The following is a 25457-nucleotide window of genomic DNA, read 5'->3' on the forward strand; positions in this document are numbered from 1 at the left end:
CACTTATTGATATACTTAGAAGCGTTCATAGCGTCAAATATACCCCTTACTTTTGTAACTCTATGAAGTAAGGGGTATTCTATTGAAAAAAATAATGAATTTTTGGTTTATTGTCAAATATAAATAACGTAAGCAGGCTTGTCATTTGATACAATGAACACATCAAAATAGAAGGAGGGGGACAATGTCTGAAATAAATATATTTATTGCCTTTGGAGCAGGATTTCTCTCTTTTATCTCTCCTTGTGTATTACCGCTTTATCCAGCTTTTCTTTCTTATATAACAGGGATGAGTGTAAGTGAATTAAAAGATGATAATAAAATGCTTAACGTTAGAAGTATCTTACATACACTGTTCTTTCTATTAGGTTTTTCTGCAGTGTTTATTATGATGGGCTTTGTAAGCTCCAGCTTTTCGCAATTCTTATTAATGTATCAGGATATTATTCGGCAAATAGGTGCAATCCTAATTATCTTTTTCGGATTAGTAATTATTGGTGTATTAAATTTTGATTTTTTGATGAAAAATAAAAAAATCACTTTTAAAAATCGGCCTGCCGGGTTTGCTGGTTCCTTTTTAATTGGGTTAGCGTTTTCATTAGGGTGGACACCTTGTACTGGTCCTATATTAGGAATTGTACTATCGTTAGCAGCTACTAATCCGGATACGGGTATGCTCATGATGATCAGTTATATCTTAGGTTTTTCTGTACCTTTCTTTCTTTTGTCTTTCTTTATTGGTCGACTTACTTGGATCAAGAAACATAGCTCAAACCTAGTAAAGATTGGTGGTTATATTATGATTTTTATGGGGGTTGCTCTCTTCTTTGATTGGATGACCGCTTTAACTTCCTATTTGGCTGGATTATTTGGCTTTACTGGTTTCTAATGGATTTTCTTTTATTTTTATATTAAAATAAATAATATATACGCTATAAAAAGGGGCAACACACTATGTACAAAACGAACGATCTTATCCTACGCACCACTACATCTCTAATTGCCTTTATATTACTAGGATTTGCTGTTTATTTACTGCTTGCTGGTCATAATTCTCCGGGCGGTGGATTTGTAGGTGGTTTAATGACATCAGGTGCCATCCTACTAATGAATATGTCTTATGGGTTTGACGTTGTTAAGAAAGTATTACCAATTAATTTTACAAAATTAATTCCAATAGGGCTTGCTATTGCTGTTGGTACTGGAGTAGGATCTTTCCTATTTGATGTTCCATTTCTATCACAAACATTTGATTACTTTCACTTTCCTATTTTTGGGGAGATAGAATTAGCAACGGCAATGATCTTTGATGTAGGAGTTTATTTAACCGTCGTGGGTGTTATGATGACAATTATCTTAACGATAGCCAATGATAAGAAATAGTAGGAGGGAAGGCGATGAGCAAGATTTTAGTTGTGGATGATGCTAAATTTATGCGAACAACCCTTTCTACCTTATTGAAGCATAAACAACATGAAATAATTGGGGAAGCAGAAAATGGAGAAGAAGCGATCAGTCTCTATCAAGAATTGCGACCAGACTTAGTACTGATGGATATAACTATGCCAGTCATGAACGGCATAGACGCCATTAAAGCAATTATGAATATGGATGAAAACGCAATTATTATTGTGTGCTCTGCAATGGGTCAACAAAAGGTTGTCGTTGAAGCGATAGAATCGGGTGCCAGAGACTTTATTATGAAGCCTTTTGATGAGAATCGTGTAATTGATACAGTCAATCGCGTGCTGAATTTACAGGATGAATCCATGACGAGTAATTAGGCAATAGAAAGAGTGATTACATAATGTTTTGGTTCATTGCAACGACAGTAGGTGCTGCTATTATGGCGGTATCTATGATTTTTATACGGCTAAAAGCTGCTAAGAAACCTGCTTCCGTAAAGAAAATTATTCTACCTCCATTTTTTATGAGTACAGGTGCGCTAATGTTTTTGTTTCCCGTATTTCAAATAAGCTGGTATCAGGTAGTTGAAGCAATTGCAGTTGGAATGATTTGTTCTATCTTTTTAATAAAAACATCCAAGTTTGAAATAAGGGATCAAGATATCTATTTAATCCCTTCAAAATCGTTTATTTTTATTCTATGTGGTCTACTTATTTTTCGAATTGCTGTTAAAGTTGCGATTGGAAGCCATATATCAGTTGGAGAAACGAGCGGAATGTTTTTCATGTTAGCTTTCGGAATGATTGTAACTTGGAGGCTGGCTATGCTTTATAAATATCTACAACTGGAGAAGCAGTTAAATATGAAAATAAATTCATAAAAAGCGCCAGGATAATCCTGGCGCTTTTATTTGCGATAATTGGTTTCCCAGTTATTTTGGTAATCTTCCTTCGATTGAAGAAAAAATTGCTCATAAGGGGCAGTATCAATGTTCTTCTGTGCTAATTTCTTTCGTAAGAACTTATGGTCACGCTTAGGAGTTGCAATGATATAGCCTTCAATTAATGTTTCTTGATTAATCACTTGCTGATTCTTCATAAGCGCAACTTCTCCAATTTTACTAGCTATTTTATGTCGAGCTACATCACGGAATAATTCCGGAACCGGAGCTACTAATTCTTCTAATAAATCTTTCTCCTTTTCATTCCACATATCCTTTGTTTTATTAACATAGTATTCCTCCCAATCCATCGTTGATTTACCATCTTTTTTTGGGAGTTTTTTAAGAAATTTTCGGAACATGAAAAAACCACCGATTGTCATAAGCCCAATCATCAAAAAGCACCAGATAATTATTAAATAATCAACAATAACCGACATAATTTCACCTTATTCTTCTATTTTTTCCCAAAAATTCGCAGGAATGTGACAAAATTTTTAATTATTTAATTTATTTTTTTGATCACTTATAGTAAGATTACTAATAATTGGATGTTTAGTTATGTACGTAGATAATATTATTATAAGTTGAAAAAGCTTTACAAACAAGTGTCATACTATCAAAGATTACATCATATCATAGTCTGTAGAAGAAAGGAATTGTTGAAATTTGCGAATAAAGGGGGAAAAATGATGGGGTACGATAACCGAATGAGGGATGATAAGGAGACTATCCATATTGCTGAAACAGAACCAACGCAGCTGAATAACCCACAATTATCCTCACTGCCTTCATTTATGCTTGCATGGGTTGAAAATAATAGTCATGATATCATTCTAGTTTTGGATGCATTAGGGAGGCTTACTTATGTTTCTAAAACAGTCGAATCGATCCTTGGATACCACCCATCTGATTTAGTGGGAAAGTTATGGCATGAGTTGATTTCTGCTGAAGACGCAAGTTATATGAAAGACAATTTTGATGAAACACATACTCAGACGCAAAGTTTTACAATGAACGTAGTAAATAGGGATGGAAAGTATATTTGGTCTGAGTGTTCTGCTGCAAAAATCGTAGATCAGGAGAATGGTAGAACTTATTATTTAGCCACAATTGCCGATATTCGTGATAAAAAAGAGGTAGAGGAGATGATGATTCGATCTGAAAAGATGTCAGTTGCTGGTCAACTAGCAGCTGGGATTGCTCATGAAATCAGAAATCCGCTAACTTCGCTAAAGGGGTTTTTACAATTACTGCAGGCTGGTGTAAAACGTAAAGAAGAATACTATAACATTATGATAGAAGAAATAGAAAAGATGGAAACCATCACTTCAGAGCTGCTTTTCATTTCAAAGCCGTTAACAGATAATAAGAAAATGGAATCCATAGCTGCGATGATTCACGATGTCGTTGTCTTATTGCAACCCCAGGCAAAAATGAAGAATATTGAAATTGAATATACGATATCTAAGAAAGAACAGATATTCTGTGATCGATCACAAGTAAAACAAGTACTTATAAATTTAGTGAAAAATGCAATTGAAGCTATGGATGATGGTGGGAAGATTCGACTAATTACACATTCCACAGATACCCATGTAGAGATTAATATTGTTGATGAAGGTCCGGGCATTCCAGAAGAGATTATACATAAATTAGGAGAACCTTTTTTACAACAAAACAAAGCGGTACTGGTCTGGGTATCATGATTACAAAACAAATATTAGAAAGACATCATGCATTTCTTGAGATTAAAGCGAATGAACAAATGGGTAGTACATTTCGCATCCTTTTTCCTGTGATTATGAATTAATATAAGTTTCATTGATAATAAGTTATGAGGAGATGCAGAATTATGTATAAGTAATACTTATCGCATCTCATAAATTATTGCTATAGGGATTAAAGGGTTAATGGTTTGTTTTATGTTGCCATATCCTTTAATATAGAAGAAGTGAGTAAGAGTTTTTTGATTTTTATAGTTTCAAAGATAGTGATACGTATTGCCGATTGTTACAATTTGCGACAACGTATGATGAAAGGGGTACAAACATGGGGAAGAGTAATTCATTTAATGCAAAAAAGCAATTTGAACTCAATGGAAAAACTTACAATTATTATCAACTGAAAACATTGGAAGAAGCTGGATTAGGGGAAATTGGACGTCTGCCATTTTCAGTCCGCGTCCTTTTAGAATCCCTTGTTCGCCAGCAAGATGGGCATCAAATTAAAGAAGAACATATTGAAAAACTAACCAAATGGGGTAGCAAAGAGGGAGATGGAGTAGATGTACCATTTAAACCATCTCGTGTTATCTTACAAGACTTTACTGGCGTACCAGCCGTAGTTGATTTAGCTTCGTTACGAAAAGCAATGGTTGATATGGGTGGCGAACCGAATGAGATTAATCCAGAGGTTCCAGTAGACTTGGTTATTGACCATTCGGTACAAGTTGATCAATATGGTACAAAAAATGCACTTAAAGCAAATATGGATTTAGAATTTGAACGAAACGCAGAACGATATGAATTCTTGAATTGGGCGCAAAAAGCATTTGACAATTATCGTGCTGTTCCACCTGCAACTGGTATCGTGCATCAAGTAAATCTAGAGTACATTGCCAATGTAGTTCACGGATTGGAGAATGAGAACGGGGAATATGATGCTTTTCCAGATACACTTGTGGGAACGGATTCACACACTACGATGATTAACGGCCTTGGAGTACTTGGCTGGGGTGTTGGAGGAATTGAAGCTGAAGCAGGTATGCTTGGACAGCCTTCTTATTTCCCTGCACCAGAAGTTATTGGTGTTAAGTTTACTGGGAGCTTCCCAAATGGAACGACTGCTACAGACTTAGCATTGAAGGTAACCCAAGTACTTCGCGAAAAGAATGTGGTAGGTAAATTTGTCGAATATTTCGGTCCTGGATTAAAAGATATGCCACTTGCAGACCGAGCAACGATATCAAATATGGCGCCAGAGTATGGAGCAACTTGCGGATTCTTCCCTGTAGATGAAGAATCATTAAATTATCTTCGGTTAACTGGTAGAAGTGAAGATCAAATTAATCTAGTAGAGAAGTATTGTAAATTAAACAACCTATGGTATTCTTCTGAAGAAAAAGATCCTGAGTATACAGAGTTAGTAGAGATTAATTTATCAGAACTCGAACCAAATTTATCTGGTCCAAAGCGACCTCAGGACTTAATTGCACTATCTAACATGAAAAAAGAGTTTAATAAAGCAGTTACTGCACCTTCTGGAAACCAAGGCTTCGGTCTTGATAAATCAGAATTTAAGAAAGAAGCAGTAGTTGAGCATCCGAATGGTAATTCTTCGGTTATGAAAACAGGTGCATTAGCAATTGCAGCTATTACTTCATGTACAAACACGTCCAATCCGTATGTAATGCTTGGAGCAGGTTTGCTTGCAAAAAATGCGGTAGAAAAAGGATTATTGGTTCCTGATTATGTGAAAACCTCACTAGCACCAGGTTCAAAGGTAGTTACCCGTTATTTAGAAGATGCAGGATTAATGCCGTATTTAGATAAATTAGGTTTTAACTTAGTTGGGTACGGTTGTACAACTTGTATTGGTAACTCCGGACCTTTACGTGAGGAAATTGAGCAAGCAATTATGGATAACGACCTGACAGTGTCATCTGTTCTATCAGGAAACCGTAACTTTGAAGGAAGGATCCATCCATTGGTGAAAGCAAACTATTTGGCCTCTCCTCCTTTAGTTGTGGCTTACGCACTTGCAGGTACAGTTGATATTGACCTTACGAAGGATGCGTTGGGCACAGATAAAGACGGAAAGCCTGTTCATATGAATGAGATCTGGCCAACAATGGATGAGATTAAAGAACAAGTGGAGAAAGTGGTTCAACCAGAAATTTTCCGTAAAGAATATGAAGATGTATTTAGCTCGAATGAGCGTTGGAATGAAATTGATACAACAGATGAACCATTGTTTGATTGGGACAGTGAATCTACCTATATTCAAAATCCACCGTTCTTTGAAGGACTGGCAAAGAATGCTGATTCTGTAAAGCCATTAGAAAATTTACGTGCAATTGGTAAGTTTGGTGATTCAGTAACAACAGACCATATCTCTCCAGCGGGTGCAATTGCTAAAGATATGCCAGCAGGAAAATTCTTACAAGATAAAGGTGTTTCTCCACGTAACTTTAACTCCTATGGCTCTCGTAGAGGAAATCATGAAGTTATGATGCGTGGTACTTTTGCAAACATCCGAATTCGTAATTTACTTGCACCAGGAACAGAAGGTGGCTATACAACGTATTGGCCAACAGAAGAAATCATGCCTATTTATGATGCAGCGATGAAGTATCAACAAGATGGTACAGGTCTCATCGTTATTGGTGGAAAAGACTATGGTATGGGATCTTCACGTGACTGGGCAGCTAAAGGAACAAATCTTTTAGGTATTAAAACGGTTATCGCTGAAAGCTTTGAACGAATTCACCGTTCCAACTTAGTAATGATGGGTGTACTGCCATTACAATTTGAAAATGGGGAAAGCGCAGATAAGCTAGGTCTAACAGGTAAAGAATCATTTACTGTTGATATTGATGAAAATGTGAAACCACATGATCTTGTTAAAATTACTGCCGTAGATGAAGATGGTCAAACAACGGTATTCAATGCTGTTGCACGTTTTGATAGTGAGGTAGAGGTTGACTACTATCGTCATGGTGGTATTTTACAAATGGTTCTACGTAATAAGTTAGAAGTATAGAAATATATATCTGGAAAAAAGTCTCTGTTGAGTCATACTCACAGAGACTTTTTTGTAGAATGAAAATAGCAGGAAAACATGACTATTTTTCGAAAGTTAATGTAGTGAGCTTTACAAAGCATTGATTTTTCCATACTATTTGAATTAGCATTTATATATCTGAATAGAGGTATTATTAAAAGCAAGGAGTCCTTCATATGTATAAAAAGATATTTGGAGTTGTAGTAATTGTAGTATTGGCTGGTATTGTTCTCTTTAACTATATAGAGCAACAAAATCAAACCGCATCAGACGAATCCAATGCGTATAATGATAGTGGTGATTCAGAAACACAGGGAGGCTCGATTTCTTCGGTGGATGAAGAAAACATGCTAAAAGTAGGTAATACTGCTCCTGATTTTACATTAGAAACATTAAATGGAGAAACACTGCAACTGTCTGAATTACGTGGTAAAAAAGTAATCTTAAACTTTTGGGCAACCTGGTGTCCACCTTGCCGTGAAGAAATGCCTGCTATGGAAAAATTTTATAATGATCATCAAGAAGAAGTAGAGATTGTAGCTGTTAATTTAACAGATTCTGAAAAAAAGGAAGAAGATGTACATACGTATAATGAGAAATATAAATATTCGTATCCAATTCCATTGGATCGGAAGTCCGATGCTCGTAACGCTTACCAAGTAGTAACTGTTCCTACCACTTATTTTATTGATAGTGAAGGCAATATTCAGCAGATTAAGCCTGGCCCAATGGATTATGAATTTATGGAAGATACGGTTAATTCATTTAATTAACACGTATAGATTGTTAAAGAATTGGAAATGCTTCTTTTAAAAAGGAGTGAGTAGCCATTTCTTTAAAGAAAAAACGAACATTTGATGAACTGGTAAAAGAGAATAGACAACAGATTTTAAAAGATAGGTATTTATTAGATCGAATTGAAGATCAGTTGGAACGCAAACGAAAATCGAACCAACAAAAAGAAGCACAATAATTAGTTAACCGTTACCAAAAGGGAGCGGTTATTTTTTTGTGGAAGTTTTTTCTAGGTATAATGAACAGCATACTTGAAAAAATAGGAGCAGATAATTGAAAGGAGTGAAACAAATGGCCGAAGATAAGTACCGAGCAAAGCCGGATGATCGTAGTGATAATGAAGAAAAATTGCAAGACATGGTTCAGAATACAATTCAAAATATAGAAGAAGCACATGAAACCATGCAATTTTCATCAGGTGAAGAGAAAGAAGCAATAGAAGCAAAGAATAAACGGAGAGAACAAGCGATAGAAGGAATGAGAGAAGAAATCAAAGACGAACATCGAGATAATCAATAACTTGATTCCCGAATGCAGCATGCATTCGGGTTTTTTGAGTCTTTCTAAATTACGATCTTCTCCATTTATGTTAAGCTAATTAGGGAGAACGACTACGGGAGGAAATATCGTGCAAAAAGTAAAGACACCAATTGAAGTAAGATATCAAGAAACAGATCAAATGGGAGTAGTCTATCATGCAAATTATTTAGTTTGGTTTGAGATAGGCAGAACAAAACTGATTGAAAGTCTTGGATTTCAATATACAGATATGGAAAAGCATGACATTGTTTCTCCTGTTACCAATGCGAATGTTCAATTTAAAAAACCTATTCGTTATGGCGAAAAAGTTTGTATAGAAACATGGTTGGAAGCTTACAATGGCATTCGAACCACATACGGCTACTGTATACGAAACGAAAAAGATGAAATAGCGGTAAGTGGAACTACTGAGCATGTAATTGTTAAGAAAGATTCATTTCGCCCTTTATCTTTAAGAAAAACTTTTCCAGCTTGGCATCAAGCATATATGAAACAACTCAAAGGAGAATAAATATGGCATTTGGAATCAATCGCCAGGAACTAAGGAATTGGAAAAAACAAGTAGAAGCTGGAGAAATTGCTTTTTTAACGCATTACTGGTTGGATGAGCGATTTCCTGATTGTACAACCGTAACAAAGGTGGGGTGTCAGGATATACATAAATTACAGGCGTGGGGCAGAAATTATCATCTGTCACCACAATGGATTGATCAAAAGGACAATTACCCACATTTCGATTTATTTGGAGAGAAACAGCGTTTTATCTTAAATAAAGAACAACAGTGGGAACAAATAAATCGGTTTCAATTATATTAAAAAGAGCTTGTTTCAAGCTCTTTTTAATATATAGGCTTATTTAGTTTGAATGTATTTCATTTCTGGTTCGTATTGCTTATGATTAAGATTAATTTTAAGGTCTTTATCATCGAAATACCAAGCATCTTTTCCTTCTATAAAGAATGTAATCCCTTCTACTTCCGTAGAAGTATGCATATCAACGGGCTGTTCCTTGCTTACCCCTAATGAAAACCCAGGCACATTTCCTCCAATACCGCCATATCTCACGAAAAAGCGCATATGAGATTCATCTTCCTCGATATCAAATTCTTTTTTATACCATTTTGCAGCTTCTTTGCTAATTTGTATGTTCATGAAAAACAGCTCCTTTATGACTGGAAGTACCTTATTTCTTTTTTTCTTCTGGTACGTAGTCTACACCACCGCGATGAAAAGGATGGCATTTACTGATTCGTATTATTGTCAAGTAACTTCCTTTAAAAAAACCAAATCGCCGATAAGCTTCTAAACCATACTCAGAGCAAGTCGGATAAAATCGGCAAGTAGGAGGCTTAAAAGGACTAATCGCCGAACGATAAAATTTTATTAAGCCAATGAAAATATACTTCATATTTACCCTTCTTTTTATCATTCATTATCTTTATCGTAGGTAACAGAAGCCACTGCATCATGCATATGAATCGATTCTTCATTTTGACAAGTTACTTTGAACTGTCTAATTTCTGAGACCTCATATAGATCAGCAGCAACTAATCGTACCATATCTTCCACAAACCGGGGGTTTTCATAAGCTTGTTCTGTTACCATTTTTTCATCGGTACGTTTCAGAATAGGGTGCAGCCTTGCACTTGCGTTACTCTCAGCAGCTTCTAGTAAGATTTTTTTCCAGTCGGATGTTGTTTCATCAAAATCTTCAATAATCTTCACATCCATCGTTACATTGCCTCGCTGATTATGTGCACTGTATTCACTTATTTCTTTAGAACAAGGACAAAGTGTTGTAATAGAAACAGATAAAGATAAACGAATATCATAACCTTGTTGCTTGTCGTAGTTTACGCTAATCGAAACATCGGCATGGTTTAGTCCCGCAAGTTGTGTGTCTGGAGCATTGCGCTCATAAAACCAAGTATAATCGACTCTTAAAGACGCATCTTGCTGGTCCAAACGTTCAGCTAACTCTTTTGTAAAGGTTTTTAATGTCGTTAGATCAGTGGAAAACCCTTGTCGATGATACTTAGCTAATTGTTCATTAAATCGACTCATATTGGTTCCTTTATTGGAATGGCTTAAGCTAGAACTAAAAGTAAACTCACCGATACTTGTTTGAACAGTTGGTGCTATTGAACTATATATCGTAATTGGATGTTTAACTTTCGTAATTCCGACGGCATCCAAATCAAACAAAAAGTCTTTTTTTGTATTCTGTAAATCTGCCATATGAACTTTATCAACAGGTTTTGATCTTGGGACCGGCATTACAGAACCAAATAATTTATGACGTTGTGCTTTGCTAGGTAATTTTTTCTGTGGGAATGTTTTTGTGTTTTCCATAACATCGTCCCCTTTCTCTTCAATAATAAAAGTATACTTTACCGCATTTTAAGATTCAATTTTCTGGCTTGGTGCTCCTACATCCATGTGATTTTTGGTTCTGTTTTGTTTTTAATTCGCTTTAAGTTATCCCAATGCCGATAAATGACAAAAATAGTTAGTACCGTAATAACAATAAAAAGTCCGATATTATGAAAGAAAATCGAAGCAATAATTGAAACGACTCCAGTAATGATGGATGAAAGTGAAACATATTTTGACAAATACAGACTAATAATAAAAGTTAAGATCATAATTAAAAACAATAATGGGTTAATACCAAGTATAATCCCGCCGGAAGTGGCAACGGCTTTACCGCCTTTGAATTTAGCAAAAATAGGATACGTATGGCCTAATACAGCAAATAGCCCGATGACAAGCCGATAAACATCCGCATCCATGAAGAGAGGGATTAGAGTTGCTACTGTACCTTTTAATATATCGGCTAAAGTCACAATTATTCCAGCCTTGATTCCAAGTACACGAAAGGTATTGGTTGCTCCTAAATTCCCACTTCCATGCAACCGAATGTCTTTATTATAACCAACTTTTCCAACTATAAGTGCAGAAGGAATGGATCCTAATAAGTAAGCAATAATAGCAAAAATAATATATTCCATATGCATTCCTACTTTCCCAATTATGATAATTTATCAACGATATGTGAATCAATCTCTGTTTAAAACTATAAAAAATAGGCTTTTCTTATTTTAGCATGAAGTCAAGGTTTTAAGAACCATAATTTCAAATATGTTTGGAATCGTTTCATTGTGGGAAATCACTATAATGCTCTATGATAGTGTTAAAAGGAGAGGCTAAGGAGGAAGTTATGATTGAATTTAATCATGTGAAGAAAAAATATCCAGATGGAACCGAAGCGATTAAAGACATTTCTTTTCGGGTAGATAAAGGAGAAATGGTAACCCTGATTGGACCAAGTGGTTGTGGGAAAACAACGACGATGAAAATGGTAAATCGATTAATTGAACCAACATCGGGGGAGATATCCATAAACGATCAGAGGATTAATGGTTTTAATATTCATGAACTTCGCTGGAATATTGGTTATGTACTTCAAGAAATTGCACTTTTTCCACATATGACAATTGAAGAGAACATTGCAGTTGTTCCTGAGATGAAAAAATGGAAACAAAAGGATATACAAAAACGCACGAGTGAATTATTGGATATGGTAGGACTTGAACCAAGTACATTTAAAAAACGGATGCCTAGAGAATTATCAGGTGGTCAACAACAACGAATCGGTGTAATTAGAGCATTGGCAGCTGACCCAGATATTATTTTGATGGACGAGCCCTTTAGTGCATTAGATCCTATCAGCAGAGAGCAATTACAGCAGGATATTCAATCATTACAGAAAGAGATTAAAAAGACAATTCTGTTTGTTACACATGATATTGATGAGGCAATGGCTTTAGGGGATAGGGTATGCTTAATGAAGGGTGGAGAAATTGTCCAATTTGATAAACCACAAGATTTAATTCTTCAACCTCAAACTCAATTTGTTCAAACATTTATAGGAGAACGAAAATCGCCATGGCAAACAGCGGTAGATGTGATAGCCGATCAGACACAGCAATTTGTGATATCGAAATCTGTATTTGAAAAAGGCGAATGCAATGAAATGACTACTTATATCGTACGTGATGAAAATAACATGTATGAGGGAATTGTACAAAATGGATCTTTCATAGAAGGTGTTACGTTAGAAAATAATCTCCCTCTTTATAAAGCAGTCGAAATAATTGAAGCTTCAGAGCAAACAATCTACCCAGTGATCAAATCAAGTAAGCTCGTGGGTGTGATTCGCTATCGAGACATTGTTGCGTACTTAAAGAGTAAGACCACTATGGAAAATGGGGTGGTCCAATCATGAGTGATTTTATTACGGTATTCCAAAATCGACAAGGTATGTTGTTGGAGACCATTTGGGAACATTTACAGATATCGTTGATTTCTTTAATTATTGCGATTATCATTGCTGTACCGTTGGGGCTCATGTTAACAAGGTATCCAAAAATAGCGGAACCCATGATAGGCGTATCTGCTGTTTTACAAACGATACCAAGTCTTGCTGTGTTGGCCTTCCTTATACCCTTTTTTGGGATTGGTACATTACCAGCAATTATAGCTTTAACAGCTTATGGACTATTACCTATTCTACGAAATAGCTATACTGGAATTAAAGAAGTCGATCCAGCACTAAAAGAGGCTGCTACTGGAATGGGAATGAACTCACTCAAGCGGTTAACAAAAGTAGAGTTACCAATAGCAATGCCTGTTATCATGGCTGGGATACGTACATCAATGGTTCTAATTGTAGGCACCACCACTTTGGCTGCATTAATTGGTGCTGGGGGACTAGGCGAACTTATCTTACTTGGACTGGATCGAGGGGCAGATGTTAATTTAATACTTCTAGGTGCTATTCCAGCGGCATTATTAGCAATTATTCTTGATTTTATTCTAAGAGGTTTCGAACGTATATCTAGAAGAGCAGGATTTAAATCATTTATTTCCATGCTTATTATCGCTGTTTTAATTGTTGTTTCCCCATTAATTTTTAATAATTCAAAGCAAGCGGATCTAGTTATTGGGGGTAAATTAGGTGCCGAGCCAGCAATATTAATCAATATGTATAAATTATTAATTGAAGAAGAAACCGATTTAAATGTGAAATTAGAACCAGGTCTAGGGAAAACTGCTTTTGTATTTGATGCACTTCAGCAAGGAAGCATCGATATCTTTCCAGAGTTCACAGGCACTGCAATCGTAACGCATTTAGAAGAACAAGCAGAAAGTAATGAAGCGAGTGAAGTGTATACACAGGCAAAAAAAGGAATGGATGATCAATATGATATGGCGTACTTAAAGCCAATGGCTTTTAACAATACCTATGCGGTTGCAACTACGAAAGACTTAGCAGATCAGTATCAATTAAAAACCATTGGTGATTTAAAACAAATCGAAGACCAAATAACAGCTGGATTTACATTAGAATTTAAAGACAGATATGATGGTTATGTAGGAATGCAAGATGTATATCAATTAGATATTGCAAATGTACGGACAATGGACCCTGGGTTAAGACAAGATGCGCTAACAACAGGAGATGTTGACATCATTGATGCTTATGCGACTGATAGTTATATGGTAGAATTAGACTTAGTTTCCTTGGACGACCCTGAAAATCTATTTCCGCCTTATCAGGGGGCACCGCTTATGCGTAATGAAACACTTGAGAAGTACCCTGAATTAGAAGAAATCTTAAATCAACTTGCTGGAAAAATTACCGATAATGAAATGAGACAGATGAATTACCAAGTAGACTACGAAGATCAAACACCACATGAAGTAGCAAAACAATACCTTCAGGAACAAGGTTTACTTGATAAAGAATAAAGGGGTGTGTATAATGGTTTGGGAAAATCCATCAAATGAAACTTTAAAGGATATACTAACGAATGCCAGGACAATTGCTGTCGTTGGTTTATCTAATAATCCGGGTCGGACTTCTTATCAAATAGCTAAAATAATGCAGCAGCAGGGATACCGGATTATTCCAGTAAATCCGACTGTAGAGGAAGTATTAGGAGAAACATCATATGCTTCCTTAACAGAGGTGCCAGATAAGATTGATATTATAAACGTTTTCCGAAGACCGGAATTCTTACCGGAGATTGCAAACGAAGCTGCACAAACCAATTGTAAAGTCTTTTGGGCACAACAAGGAATTATTAATCAAGAAGCGTTTGATTTTTTGAAACAGCGAGATTTTACAGTAGTTATGGATCTCTGCATTAAAGTAGTCCATGCAGTACTAGTAAAATAATGATCTGTACACAAGGATGGCAACTGATTGTCATCCTTTTCGCATTACCATGCGGAATATCAATGAAAGTTAATCTTAAGTGTAGTATACTTAGGTACATGTTTATGGTTAATGTTGACAAATAGCGTTGAAAAAGTAATAAAATAGGATAGTAACGCCTTTGATGAAACTTTACACAAACAAACATTCGTTCTATTATAGAGTATACAAGAGAGCGTAGAAGGGAGCAGGTATGGAGTGACGCAACAACCCATTCAATATAGCGATGACTCGATACAAGTACTTGAAGGTCTGGAAGCTGTCAGAAAAAGACCTGGTATGTATATAGGAAGTACAGATCTTAGAGGGCTTCATCATCTCGTTTTTGAAATCGTTGATAATGCTGTAGATGAGGCCTTAGCTGGTTATGGAGAGGTTATAAAAGTTACCATACATAAGGATAATAGTATTTCTGTTGCGGATAATGGACGAGGTATACCTACTGGTATGCATCGGACAGGAAAACCTACACCAGAGGTGATTTTCACTGTGCTGCATGCTGGTGGGAAATTTGGTCAAGGTGGCTATAAGACAAGTGGTGGATTACATGGGGTTGGGGCTTCTGTAGTTAACGCTCTTTCAGAGTGGCTGGAAGTTACCATTCATCGAGATGGCCACACGTATTTTCAGCGATTTGAGAATGGTGGTAAGCCAGTAGGTTCTTTAGAAAAACAAGGGGCTACGAAAAAGAAAGGTTCGATTATACACTTTAAACCAGATCCAGCTATTTTTAATTCCATTATATATGATTTTGAAACATTATCCGAACGGTTAAGAGAAGCCGCTTTTCTTTTAAAAGGTTTAAAAATACAGTTAACTGACTTAAGAAAAAATCAAACGGAAGAATATCAATTTCCTGATGGCTTAAAAGCATTTGTTCATTACTTAAATGAAGAGAAAGATACGCTGCACCAGGTTGTATCGTTTGAAGGAGAGCAACAAGGTATCGAAGTTGATTTTGCTTTCCAATTTAACGACGGATTTGCAGAAAATATGTTGTCATTTGTTAACCATGTACGAACAAAAGATGGAGGAACCCATGAATCTGGAGCACGCACAGCGATTACGAGAACGTTTAATGATTACGCGAAACGTGCTGGATTAGTAAAAGAAAAAGATAAGAATTTGGAAGGAACGGATATAAGGGAAGGCTTTACTTCGATTGTCTCTGTACGTGTACCTGAAGAAAAGTTGCAATTTGAAGGGCAAACCAAAGGGAAATTAGGATCACCTGAAGCGAGGTCCGCTGTTGATGCCATTGTTTCCGAAAAACTATCGTACTTTCTTGAAGAAAACCCGGATATATCCGGTCAATTAATTAAAAAAGCGATAAAAGCGAAAGAAGCAAGAGAAGCAGCTCGAAAAGCAAGAGAAGATGCTCGAACAGGGAAGAAAAAGAGACGAAAAGATACATTGTTAAGCGGGAAGCTTACTCCAGCTCAATCTAAAAACCCAAAACGAAATGAATTGTATCTAGTAGAAGGGGATTCAGCTGGCGGCTCTGCGAAACAGGGTAGAGATCGAAAGTTTCAAGCCGTTCTACCATTACGAGGAAAAGTAATAAATACAGAAAAAGCGAAACTGCAGGATGTATTCAAAAATGAAGAGATTTCTACGATTATCCATACCATCGGTGCTGGAGTCGGAGGAGATTTTGATTTAGAAGATGTACAATATGACAAAATTATTATCATGACTGACGCTGACACAGATGGTGCCCATATTCAAGTCTTGCTGCTAACATTCTTCTATCGTTATATGCGAACATTGGTTGAAGCAGGTAAGATTTATATTGCTCTTCCACCTCTATATAAAATCTCCAAAGGAAAAGGGAAGAAAGAAAAGGTCGTTTATGCTTGGGATGAAGAGGAAATGAAGCAAGCGATCCAAACGTTTAAAAATGGATATACTATCCAACGCTATAAAGGACTCGGTGAGATGAATGCGGATCAATTATGGGAGACTACTATGAATCCTGAATCGAGGACACTTATCCGCGTTACGATTGACGATTTAGCTCGAGCAGAACGAAGAGTTACCACGTTAATGGGAGATAAAGTAGAACCGCGAAGAAAATGGATTGAAGGCAATGTTGAATTTGGTTTAGACGACGAAAGTAATATATTAGAAAATGAGAGAATCCATACAGAAGAGCAACAATAAAATATCAATTTTTAGGGGGGGTTGGATTGTCACAACCAGAAGCTTATTTAGACCTTCCATTAGAAGAAGTCATTGGCGATCGTTTTGGAAGGTATAGTAAATATATTATTCAGGATAGAGCATTACCAGATGCGAGAGATGGGTTGAAACCTGTCCAGCGTAGAATCCTTTACGCTATGCATGAAGAAAAAAATACACATGATAAAAATTTTCGAAAATCGGCTAAAACAGTGGGTACCGTAATTGGTAATTATCATCCACACGGTGATTCGTCTGTTTATGATGCAATGGTTCGTTTAAGTCAGGATTGGAAAGTTCGTAATGTTTTAGTAGAAATGCATGGGAACAATGGAAGTATTGATGGAGACCCTCCTGCTGCCATGCGTTACACGGAAGCAAGGCTGTCAAGTATTTCATCTGAATTATTACGGGATATTGAAAAAGATACAGTGGATTTTATTCCGAACTTTGATGATACGATTCAAGAGCCAGTTGTACTCCCAGCTAAATTCCCTAATTTACTTGTGAATGGTTCAACTGGAATTTCATCTGGTTATGCCACAGACATTCCGCCACATAATTTACAAGAAGTTTTGGATGCAGTCATTCTTAAGATTGATAAGCCTTCTGTAACAACAGAAGAGCTAATGAATGTTATCAAAGGACCAGATTTTCCTACGGGCGGAATCATTCAAGGTGTTGAAGGAATTAAAAAGGCATACGAAACAGGCCGTGGCAAAATAATTGTACGAGGAAAGACTAAGATAGAAGAAATACGAGGCAATCGTCAACAAATTGTAATTGACGAAATCCCATATGAAGTAAATAAAGCAAATATGGTTAAGAAAATGGACGAGCTTCGTATTGATAGGAAGGTAGAAGGCATTGCAGAAGTACGTGATGAAACAGATCGTACTGGCCTGCGCGTTGTCATCGAACTTAAAAAGGATGTAAATAGTGAAGGTGTTTTAAACTATTTATTTAAAAATACAGATTTACAAATCACCTATCATTTTAATATGGTTGCTATACAAGATAAAACACCAAAATTGCTCTCTTTAAATCAAATACTAGATGCATATATAGCACATCAAAAAGAAGTAGTTACTCGTCAAACCAAATATGACTTAACAAAGGCGAGAGATCGTGCGCATATTGTTGAAGGGTTAATGAAGGCAATCTCTATCTTGGATGAAGTCATTTCTACGATACGTTCCTCAAAGGATAAGCAAGATGCAAAGCAGCAATTAATTACTAACTTTACATTCTCTGAGGCTCAAGCAGAAGCAATTGTTATGTTACAGTTGTATCGTTTAACAAATACGGATATTACATCTCTACAGGAAGAAGCAGAGACACTCCGAAAACGAATTCGAGAGTTAGAGAACATTTTACAAAATGAGAAAATACTACTACAAACAATCAAGAAAGATCTAAGAAAAATAAGAAAAACGTTTGCCACATCTCGTTTAACCGAGATTGAAGATGAAATTGAAGAATTGAAGATTGATATCGAGGTTATGGTGGCAAGTGAGGACGTATTACTTTCTGTAACAAGAGATGGTTATATAAAAAGAACGAGTTTACGATCCTATAGTGCTTCGAATGGCGAAGATTTTGCAATGAAAGAAGACGATCATTTAGTTCGTTTAATTGAGCTAAATACGACAGATAAAATTCTGTTATTTACCAATAAAGGGAAGTATATTTATTTACCGGTGCATGAATTGCCAGATATTCGTTGGAAAGATATAGGGCAGCATATTTCCAATATTGTATCCATTGAAAAAAATGAACGGATTATTGAGTGTATTCCCGTTCGAGATTTTAAAGAAGAAAACTATTTACTTTTCTTTACGAAAAATGGAATGGTAAAAAGAAGTCAGCTAAAGCTTTATGATGCCCAACGATACTCGAAGGCATTAATTGCATTAAACTTAAAGGGTGATGACGAAGTCGTCAATGTACATCGTACTTCAGGCTATTCAGATGTGTTTATTGCCTCGGATAAAGGATATGGCTTGTGGTATCACGAAGGGGATATATCATTAGTCGGCCAACGGGCTGCTGGTGTAAAAGCAATTCAATTAAAGCAAGGTGAGCACGTTGTAAATGGACAAGTATTTGATGATTTATCGGAGCCTTCTCTTGTAGTGCTTACACAGCGGGGTGCATGTAAACGAATGAAACTGCAGGAGTTTGAGAAATCAACTCGTGCAAAACGAGGCGTTGTTATGCTTCGTGAACTCAAAACAAAAGCCCATCGGATTCGAGGATTTTTCTTAGCAAATGAACACGATACGATTAACTTTCAAACGAAAAATGGTGAAATACATCATGTTTATCCATTAGAGCTATCGAATAGTGATCGATACAGTAATGGTTCGTTTATTGTTGATACAGATACACAAGGTGAAGTAATTCAGGTATGGAAGCATGCGCAGTACCAAAAACCTTTTGAAGAAAAAGAAGAATAAAAGTTAGCTTCTGTTAACTGCCTGTAGAGAACGGATAGTTGGTTTCTCTACAGGTTTTTTTGTATGATTGTGTGAATACCATTCTGACATCCTTTATAACTAGTAATAACACTTTAAATTTTCAGGTAACTATGGTATGTTAAAAAAGAAATACAGGGGGAGGGATTGAAACGGAATTACGAGATAAAATTATACAAACGTCCTTATTACTTTTTGAAAAATACGGTTATCATGGAGTAACAGTAAACCAAATTGTAGAAGATGTAGGTACATCAAAAGGGGGATTTTATCACCACTTCTCGTCAAAAGATGAATTACTTTACCTTATTCATGATACATTCATTACCTATGTTTTGGATAAGGCAATGCAAGCAAATAATATGTATCAATCGCCAACTAACAAATTACAAGCTATCATTAAGGATTTTGTAAAGGTATTTGATATTTACAAACCACAAATCTCAGTCTTTTATCAAGAGAACATCTATTTAAAGCAAACATATGAATCGTTAATAAAAGAGAAACGCGACCGCTTTAAACAGCTTATCTTTCAAACCATTCAGGAGGGAAAGGCCAATGGGGAATTTCGCCAGGATTTACCTGTTGAAATAACTGGTATGGCAATATTAGGAATGGTGAATTGGACATATAAATGGTATCAACAAACTGGCAAATACTCCATTGAAGAAATTAGCGACATTTTCGTCGACTTGATTCTACATGCGATTCTCCAACAAGACATTAATAGCCATGCGTATGAATCAATATTAGTTGATAAAGGGTAATTTAGTTGAGTTACAGACCAACCAGTCGGTCTATATCGTTAAGGAGGAGTGACATGGATTTTGAACTAACGAAAGAACAAGCAATGATTAAAAAGATGGTAAGAGACTTTGCTGAAGAAGTTATCCTTCCAAGAGCTATAGAAATTGATAAGGAAGCACAATTTCCCCTCAATATCTTCAAACAGATGGGCGAGCTTGGTTTATTAGGAATTCCTTTTCCTGAAACATATGGAGGCTCAGGTGGAGATACACTCTCGTATGCGCTAGCGGTAGAAGAAATTGGGAGAGTTTGTGGAAGTACCGGACTAAGCTATGCAGCTGCTGTTTCACTAGGTGCTAGCCCTATTTATTATTTTGGAACGGAAGCACAAAAACAGGCGTTTTTACTGCCATTAGCAAAAGGGGAAGCATTAGGATCTTTTGGTCTAACTGAACCAAATGCTGGTTCAGATGCAGGTGGTACAAAAACAACCGCTACTTTAGATGGAGATCATTATATTATTACTGGTGAGAAATGCTTTATTACAAATGCAAGTTTTGCTAAAACATTAATTGTAACCGCTGTCACAGGTAAGAATGATCGAGGAAGAAATATTATCTCTGCCATTATAGTCCCTGCAGACACAGAAGGGGTTACCATTACAAGTAACTATGACAAAATGGGAGTTCGAGGTTCTGATACAGCGGAAATCGTGCTTGATCGGGTTCGTGTACCAAAAGAAAATTTACTTGGCGACCCAGAAAAAGGGTTTAAACAATTTCTTCATACATTGGATGGAGGGCGAATCTCAATTGGTGCATTAGGATTAGGGATCGCCCAAGCATCACTTGAAAAGGCATTGGCTTATGCGAAAGAAAGAAAGCAGTTCGGGAAACCAATATCTGACTTTCAGTCGATCCAATTTAAGCTAGCAGATATGTCGATGGAGGTTGAGCTAGCTAGGAATATGGTACATAAAGCTGCTTGGCTGAAGGATAATAATAAGCCGTTTAGTAAGGAAGCAGCTTATGCGAAACTTTATGCAACTGAAACGGCATTTCGTGCTGCTAACCAAGCAATACAGATTCATGGTGGATATGGTTATATGCGAGAATATGAAGTGGAACGTTATTTACGTGATGCCAAACTATTAGAAATCGGAGAAGGAACGTCAGAAATTCAACGATTAGTGATTGCAAGACAATTGGGTTGTTAATTGAAATAAAGGAGGAATAACGTTCATGGCTTTATTAAATTTAACTGTTGGCGAGTTATTAGAAAGACAAGTAGATTTATATCCTGATCATGAAGCAGTTATCTATCCAGAATTACAATTACGTAAGTCATATCATGCATTCAATGAAATGGTAAATGAGGCAGCTAAAGGATTTATGTCTCTAGGAATTGAAAAAGGAGAAAATGTGGCAATTTGGGCTGATAATCAACCTGAATGGTTAACTACCCAATTCGCAACTGGAAAAATGGGGGCAGTCCTCGTAACTGTAAACACCAGTTATCAGGCAAGTGAACTTCACTATTTATTAGAACAATCGGAAGCAACAACACTGATATTAGCCGAAAGCTTTAAAGGTACATCTTATGTAGACATTTTAAAGAAAATCTGTCCAGAACTCGAAACTGCTGAAAAAGGACAGCTTATTTCTGCAAATTTACCATACTTAAAGAATATTATTATATTAAGTGATACAAACGAGCCGTTTGCATATAGCTGGGATGAAGTCATTGAGCTTGGTAAATATGTGAGTGACGAACAGTTAAGTAAACGCAAACAATTACTGAATGTTCATGACGTTATCAATATGCAGTATACATCTGGTACAACAGGTTTTCCAAAAGGAGTTATGTTAACACATTATAATATTGTAAACAATGGCAACCAAATCGCAGACTGTATGAAATTATCCAATCATGATCGACTTTGTATCCCAGTACCATTTTTTCATTGTTTTGGTTGTGTACTTGGTGTCTTAGCAGCTGTATCAAAAGGAACAACGATGGTATTATTAGAACAATTTCAGCCGGAGAAGGTACTAGAAGCAGTAGCTGCTGAACAATGTACAGCGCTTCATGGAGTGCCAACGATGTTTATATCAGAATTGAATCATCCAAATTTTGACCAATATAATCTATCCAACTTACGAACGGGAATAATGGCGGGTTCAGCTTGTCCAATGGAAGTTATGAAAAATGTAATGGAGAAGATGGGGGCACACGAGATAACCATTGCGTATGGACAAACTGAATCATCTCCTGTAATTACTCAAACCAAAACCGACGATCCAATTGAATTACGGGTAAGTACAGTAGGGAAAGCACATCCAAATGTTGAAGTAAAGGTGGTTGTTCCAGGTACGAATGAAGAACAAGAGGTTGGGTTACCGGGAGAATTACTGACAAGAGGATATCATGTAATGAAAGGTTATTATAATAATAAACAAGCCACCAATGAAGTAATAGATAAAGAAGGCTGGCTTCATACTGGAGATATAGCTGTTCAACATGCAAATGGTTACTTAAAAATTACTGGGAGAATAAAAGATATGATTATTCGCGGTGGTGAGAATATTTATCCACGAGAGGTTGAAGAATTTTTATATCAACATCCAGATGTATTAGATGTTCAGGTTGTTGGTATTCCTGACCAAAAATACGGTGAAGAAGTCATGGCCTGGATTGTGAAGCGAAACGATAACATGATCACCGCAGATGAAATAAAAGCATTTTGTGAAGGAAATATCTCAAAGCATAAAATACCGAAGTATATTGAATTTGTTTCGGAGTATCCGATGACAGCGAGTGGTAAAATTCAAAAGTATAAATTGAAAGAAATGGCTATAGAGCAATTTCAGAAGTAGGAGGGATTTGAAAATGATTGAAAAGATACTAATTGCTAATCGTGGTGAAATAGCGTCTCGAATCATTCGCACATGCAAACGACTTAACATACGAACAGTAAGTGTGTATTCGGAGGCTGATGTAAACTCTCCTCATGTGGATATGGCTGATGAAAGCTACTTGATTGGTCCTCCACGAGTAAATGAAAGTTATTTAAATGTAGAAAAAATTATAACGGTTGCAAAGGAAGTAAAGGCAGATGCTATCCATCCCGGGTATGGCTTCTTGAGTGAGAGCGGAACGTTTGCTGAACAATGCGAGCAAGCTGGGATATTATTTATTGGTCCTAATAGTAAAGTTATTAGACAAATGGGCAGTAAAATTGCGGCAAGGACTGCGATGGAGCAGGCAGGAGTTCCGATTGTACCAGGAACGAAAGAAGCAGTAAATTCAATTGAAGAAGCTAAAAACATTGCCCGGGAGATCGGGTATCCAATTATGTTAAAAGCATCTGCGGGCGGAGGCGGCATAGGAATGCAAGTGGTTCATTCAGAAAACGAGCTGCAGACCGCTTTTGAACATAATTCAAAACGTGCTTTAACTTTTTTTGGTGATGGTTCCATGTTTATCGAACGTAAGATTGAAAATGCGAGACATATAGAAATACAGATTTTAGCAGATCATTTCGGAAACGCAGTTCACCTATTTGAACGAGAATGTTCAATTCAACGGAGGAATCAAAAGGTCATTGAAGAAGCGCCATCCCCTTTTATTTCGGAGCATACAAGAAATCTAATGGGAGAAACCGCAGTAAAGGCTGTAAAAGCCATAGAATACACCAATGCCGGAACGATTGAATTCCTAGTAGATGAAGAAGAGAATTTTTACTTTCTAGAAATGAATACTCGTATCCAAGTGGAACACCCTGTTACTGAAGAAATTACGGGATTAGATATTGTCGAGCAACAAATTCAAGTCGCAAATGGGGAAACATTATCTATCTATCAACAAGATTTGTCAATGAATGGGCATGCATTAGAAGCACGTATTTATGCGGAAGACCCGAATACATTCTTCCCTTCTCCTGGACATATTACCAATTTCGAATATCCGGAGGGTCCCTATATACGAAATGAGGTTGCTGTAAAAAATAGCTACGATGTTACCCCTTTTTATGATCCGATGATAGGAAAATTAATTGTCTATGGCAGAACCAGAGAAGAAGCTATAAAACGATTAAAAGAAGCGCTTATGAACTACAGAATTGATGGAATTAAAACAAATCTGCCGATGTTAAAAGTAATTGCTGATCATGAACAGTTTAAACGAGGGAATACGGCTACTAATTTTGTAGATAAATATTATTTAACGGAAGTAGAAAATACTAAATAGGAGGAAATCGAGGATGGAAATAAAAGCAACAATGGCTGGAAGTGTATGGAAAATTGCAGTAGCTCAAGGAGAATCTGTTGGAGAAGGTCAGGATGTTGTCATACTAGAGTCGATGAAAATGGAAATTCCTATCCCTGCAGACTCACCTGGTACAGTTAAGGAACTGAAAGTTGCTGAAGGGGATTTCGTCAACGAAGGGGATGTCATCGCAGTTATTGAATAAATCGACTATCTAATAATTAGGGGGAGGTTTTGAATGAATTCTCTTGTTAAATTGGAATATATTGATTCAATTGCCATTGTCACATTAAATCGGCCGGAAGCCGCTAATGCAATGTCTAAATCTCTGTTAGAACAACTCTATTCAGTTATTCAACTAATTGAACAGAATCCATCAGTAATTTGTACCATAATTACTGGCACTGGTGATAAAGCTTTTTGTGCCGGAGCTGATCTAAAAGAAAGAGCAGGGATGTCTGACCAAGAGGTGGTTGCAGCAGTTACATCCATAGGAGAAACAGTAACTGCGGTTGAGAATATGTCGATGCCAGTCATCGCCTCTCTAAACGGGGTTGCTTTCGGTGGCGGTTTAGAATTGGCATTAGCTTGTGATATCCGTATAGCTGCCAACCATGTAAAAATGGGATTAACGGAGACTTCGTTAGCAATTATTCCAGGAGCCGGCGGCACACAACGATTACCAAGGCTTATCGGTACTGGGCAAGCAAAGCGCCTCATCTATAGTGCAAAACGGGTTACAGCTGATGAAGCTTTATCCATTGGACTAATAGAAGAGTTATGTGCATCAGAACGGTTAGACGAGACAGCTCTACAGCTTGCAAAAGCGATAGCTAACAATGGTCCAGTTGCATTAAAACAAGCAAAAACAGCAATTAATCAAGGAATGGAGACTGATTTAAGGACAGGGCTAGTATTGGAACAACTAGCTTATCAGCAAACCATTTCTACTAAAGATAGAACAGAAGGATTACTTGCATTCCGTGAAAAACGAATGCCTAACTATGAGGGAATTTAGAATCAGGAGGCTTGGGCA

At 36.6% G+C, this 25457-nt stretch carries 26 protein-coding genes and 1 pseudogene; 22 read left to right on the forward strand and 5 right to left on the reverse strand.

What is annotated here, in order from left to right; all coding sequences use genetic code 11:
• Positions 1 to 184 precede the first annotated feature (184 nt).
• From JKP73_RS10450 to JKP73_RS10465, 4 genes are all read left to right on the forward strand, one after another.
• A complete protein-coding gene (locus JKP73_RS10450) occupies positions 185 to 889 on the forward strand; it encodes a cytochrome c biogenesis CcdA family protein (protein ID WP_021291370.1) in 705 nt (234 codons plus the stop codon).
• Positions 890 to 954: 65 nt separating this feature from the next.
• Positions 955 to 1383, forward strand: a complete 429-nt coding sequence (locus tag JKP73_RS10455; protein ID WP_021291369.1) for a Na(+)/H(+) antiporter subunit B — start codon at positions 955 to 957, stop codon at positions 1381 to 1383.
• A 14-nt stretch (positions 1384 to 1397) separates the two neighbouring features.
• A complete protein-coding gene (locus JKP73_RS10460; protein ID WP_021291368.1) occupies positions 1398 to 1784 on the forward strand; it encodes a response regulator in 387 nt (128 codons plus the stop codon).
• A gap of 23 nt (positions 1785 to 1807) precedes the next feature.
• A complete protein-coding gene (locus tag JKP73_RS10465; protein ID WP_021291367.1) occupies positions 1808 to 2287 on the forward strand; it encodes a CcdC family protein in 480 nt (159 codons plus the stop codon).
• Positions 2288 to 2313: 26 nt separating this feature from the next.
• On the opposite strand, the gene JKP73_RS10470 is transcribed toward JKP73_RS10465, so the two are convergent.
• Positions 2314 to 2787, reverse strand: a complete 474-nt coding sequence (locus JKP73_RS10470) for a DUF2621 family protein (protein WP_021291366.1) — start codon at positions 2785 to 2787, stop codon at positions 2314 to 2316.
• 357 nt (positions 2788 to 3144) lie between these two features.
• On the opposite strand from JKP73_RS10470, the pseudogene JKP73_RS10475 reads away from it, so the two are divergent.
• The 7 genes and pseudogenes from JKP73_RS10475 (at position 3145) to JKP73_RS10505 (ending at position 9283) form a co-directional block, all read left to right on the forward strand.
• A pseudogene (locus tag JKP73_RS10475) lies at positions 3145 to 4160 on the forward strand (ATP-binding protein).
• A 239-nt stretch (positions 4161 to 4399) separates the two neighbouring features.
• Positions 4400 to 7111 carry an aconitate hydratase AcnA gene (gene acnA / locus JKP73_RS10480; RefSeq protein ID WP_021291364.1) on the forward strand — a complete coding sequence of 904 codons (2712 nt, stop codon included), beginning with the start codon at positions 4400 to 4402 and terminating at the stop codon, positions 7109 to 7111.
• A 197-nt stretch (positions 7112 to 7308) separates the two neighbouring features.
• Positions 7309 to 7905, forward strand: a complete 597-nt coding sequence (locus tag JKP73_RS10485; protein WP_021291363.1) for a TlpA family protein disulfide reductase — start codon at positions 7309 to 7311, stop codon at positions 7903 to 7905.
• A gap of 56 nt (positions 7906 to 7961) precedes the next feature.
• Complete coding sequence (locus tag JKP73_RS23405) at positions 7962 to 8105, forward strand: FbpB family small basic protein (RefSeq protein ID WP_074436678.1); 144 nt, start codon at positions 7962 to 7964, stop codon at positions 8103 to 8105.
• A 113-nt stretch (positions 8106 to 8218) separates the two neighbouring features.
• On the forward strand, positions 8219 to 8446 hold the full coding sequence (tlp, locus tag JKP73_RS10495) for a small acid-soluble spore protein Tlp (RefSeq protein ID WP_021291362.1): 228 nt from the start codon (positions 8219 to 8221) through the stop codon (positions 8444 to 8446).
• 109 nt (positions 8447 to 8555) lie between these two features.
• Positions 8556 to 8978, forward strand: coding sequence for an acyl-CoA thioesterase (locus JKP73_RS10500; protein ID WP_160807187.1), 423 nt, complete (start codon positions 8556 to 8558; stop codon positions 8976 to 8978).
• Positions 8979 to 8980: 2 nt separating this feature from the next.
• A complete protein-coding gene (locus JKP73_RS10505) occupies positions 8981 to 9283 on the forward strand; it encodes a hypothetical protein (protein WP_021291360.1) in 303 nt (100 codons plus the stop codon).
• A 36-nt stretch (positions 9284 to 9319) separates the two neighbouring features.
• Here JKP73_RS10505 and JKP73_RS10510 read toward each other — a convergent pair whose 3' ends face one another.
• The 4 genes from JKP73_RS10510 to plsY form a co-directional block, all read right to left on the reverse strand.
• Positions 9320 to 9619, reverse strand: coding sequence for a HesB/YadR/YfhF family protein (locus JKP73_RS10510; protein WP_021291359.1), 300 nt, complete (start codon positions 9617 to 9619; stop codon positions 9320 to 9322).
• Between the two features lie 31 nt (positions 9620 to 9650).
• Positions 9651 to 9875, reverse strand: coding sequence for a membrane protein insertion efficiency factor YidD (gene yidD / locus JKP73_RS10515; protein ID WP_038244018.1), 225 nt, complete (start codon positions 9873 to 9875; stop codon positions 9651 to 9653).
• Between the two features lie 17 nt (positions 9876 to 9892).
• Positions 9893 to 10819 (reverse strand): GTP cyclohydrolase FolE2, encoded by a 927-nt coding sequence (folE2, locus tag JKP73_RS10520; protein WP_021291358.1) that lies wholly within the window; start codon positions 10817 to 10819, stop codon positions 9893 to 9895.
• A 77-nt stretch (positions 10820 to 10896) separates the two neighbouring features.
• A complete protein-coding gene (plsY, locus tag JKP73_RS10525; protein WP_021291357.1) occupies positions 10897 to 11478 on the reverse strand; it encodes a glycerol-3-phosphate 1-O-acyltransferase PlsY in 582 nt (193 codons plus the stop codon).
• A 209-nt stretch (positions 11479 to 11687) separates the two neighbouring features.
• On the opposite strand from plsY, the gene JKP73_RS10530 reads away from it, so the two are divergent.
• The 11 genes from JKP73_RS10530 to JKP73_RS10580 all read left to right on the forward strand — a co-directional run bounded on the left by JKP73_RS10530 (position 11688) and on the right by JKP73_RS10580 (position 25439).
• On the forward strand, positions 11688 to 12755 hold the full coding sequence (locus tag JKP73_RS10530) for an ABC transporter ATP-binding protein (RefSeq protein WP_021291356.1): 1068 nt from the start codon (positions 11688 to 11690) through the stop codon (positions 12753 to 12755).
• Entirely contained in the window at positions 12752 to 14281 is a 1530-nt protein-coding gene (locus JKP73_RS10535) for an ABC transporter permease/substrate-binding protein (protein WP_021291355.1), read from the forward strand. The genes JKP73_RS10530 and JKP73_RS10535 overlap by 4 nt, the downstream gene beginning before the upstream one ends.
• A 13-nt stretch (positions 14282 to 14294) precedes the next feature.
• Positions 14295 to 14711: a CoA-binding protein gene (locus JKP73_RS10540; protein WP_021291354.1), complete on the forward strand. Its 417-nt coding sequence runs from the start codon at positions 14295 to 14297 to the stop codon at positions 14709 to 14711.
• A 237-nt stretch (positions 14712 to 14948) separates the two neighbouring features.
• Positions 14949 to 16913 carry a DNA topoisomerase IV subunit B gene (parE, locus tag JKP73_RS10545; protein ID WP_021291353.1) on the forward strand — a complete coding sequence of 655 codons (1965 nt, stop codon included), beginning with the start codon at positions 14949 to 14951 and terminating at the stop codon, positions 16911 to 16913.
• A 26-nt stretch (positions 16914 to 16939) separates the two neighbouring features.
• Positions 16940 to 19390, forward strand: a complete 2451-nt coding sequence (gene parC / locus JKP73_RS10550) for a DNA topoisomerase IV subunit A (RefSeq protein ID WP_021291352.1) — start codon at positions 16940 to 16942, stop codon at positions 19388 to 19390.
• Positions 19391 to 19554: 164 nt separating this feature from the next.
• Positions 19555 to 20175: a TetR/AcrR family transcriptional regulator gene (locus JKP73_RS10555; protein ID WP_031335546.1), complete on the forward strand. Its 621-nt coding sequence runs from the start codon at positions 19555 to 19557 to the stop codon at positions 20173 to 20175.
• Between the two features lie 53 nt (positions 20176 to 20228).
• Entirely contained in the window at positions 20229 to 21371 is a 1143-nt protein-coding gene (locus tag JKP73_RS10560; protein ID WP_021291350.1) for an acyl-CoA dehydrogenase family protein, read from the forward strand.
• Positions 21372 to 21396: 25 nt separating this feature from the next.
• A complete protein-coding gene (locus tag JKP73_RS10565; protein WP_021291349.1) occupies positions 21397 to 23031 on the forward strand; it encodes an AMP-binding protein in 1635 nt (544 codons plus the stop codon).
• Positions 23032 to 23044: 13 nt separating this feature from the next.
• A complete protein-coding gene (locus JKP73_RS10570) occupies positions 23045 to 24403 on the forward strand; it encodes an acetyl-CoA carboxylase biotin carboxylase subunit (protein ID WP_021291348.1) in 1359 nt (452 codons plus the stop codon).
• A 13-nt stretch (positions 24404 to 24416) separates the two neighbouring features.
• Positions 24417 to 24626, forward strand: a complete 210-nt coding sequence (locus JKP73_RS10575) for an acetyl-CoA carboxylase biotin carboxyl carrier protein subunit (RefSeq protein WP_021291347.1) — start codon at positions 24417 to 24419, stop codon at positions 24624 to 24626.
• 33 nt (positions 24627 to 24659) lie between these two features.
• Positions 24660 to 25439 (forward strand): enoyl-CoA hydratase, encoded by a 780-nt coding sequence (locus JKP73_RS10580; protein ID WP_021291346.1) that lies wholly within the window; start codon positions 24660 to 24662, stop codon positions 25437 to 25439.
• Positions 25440 to 25457 lie beyond the last annotated feature (18 nt).

This window comes from Virgibacillus salexigens (assembly GCF_014905415.1).
GTDB lineage: Bacteria > Bacillota > Bacilli > Bacillales > Amphibacillaceae > Virgibacillus > Virgibacillus salexigens.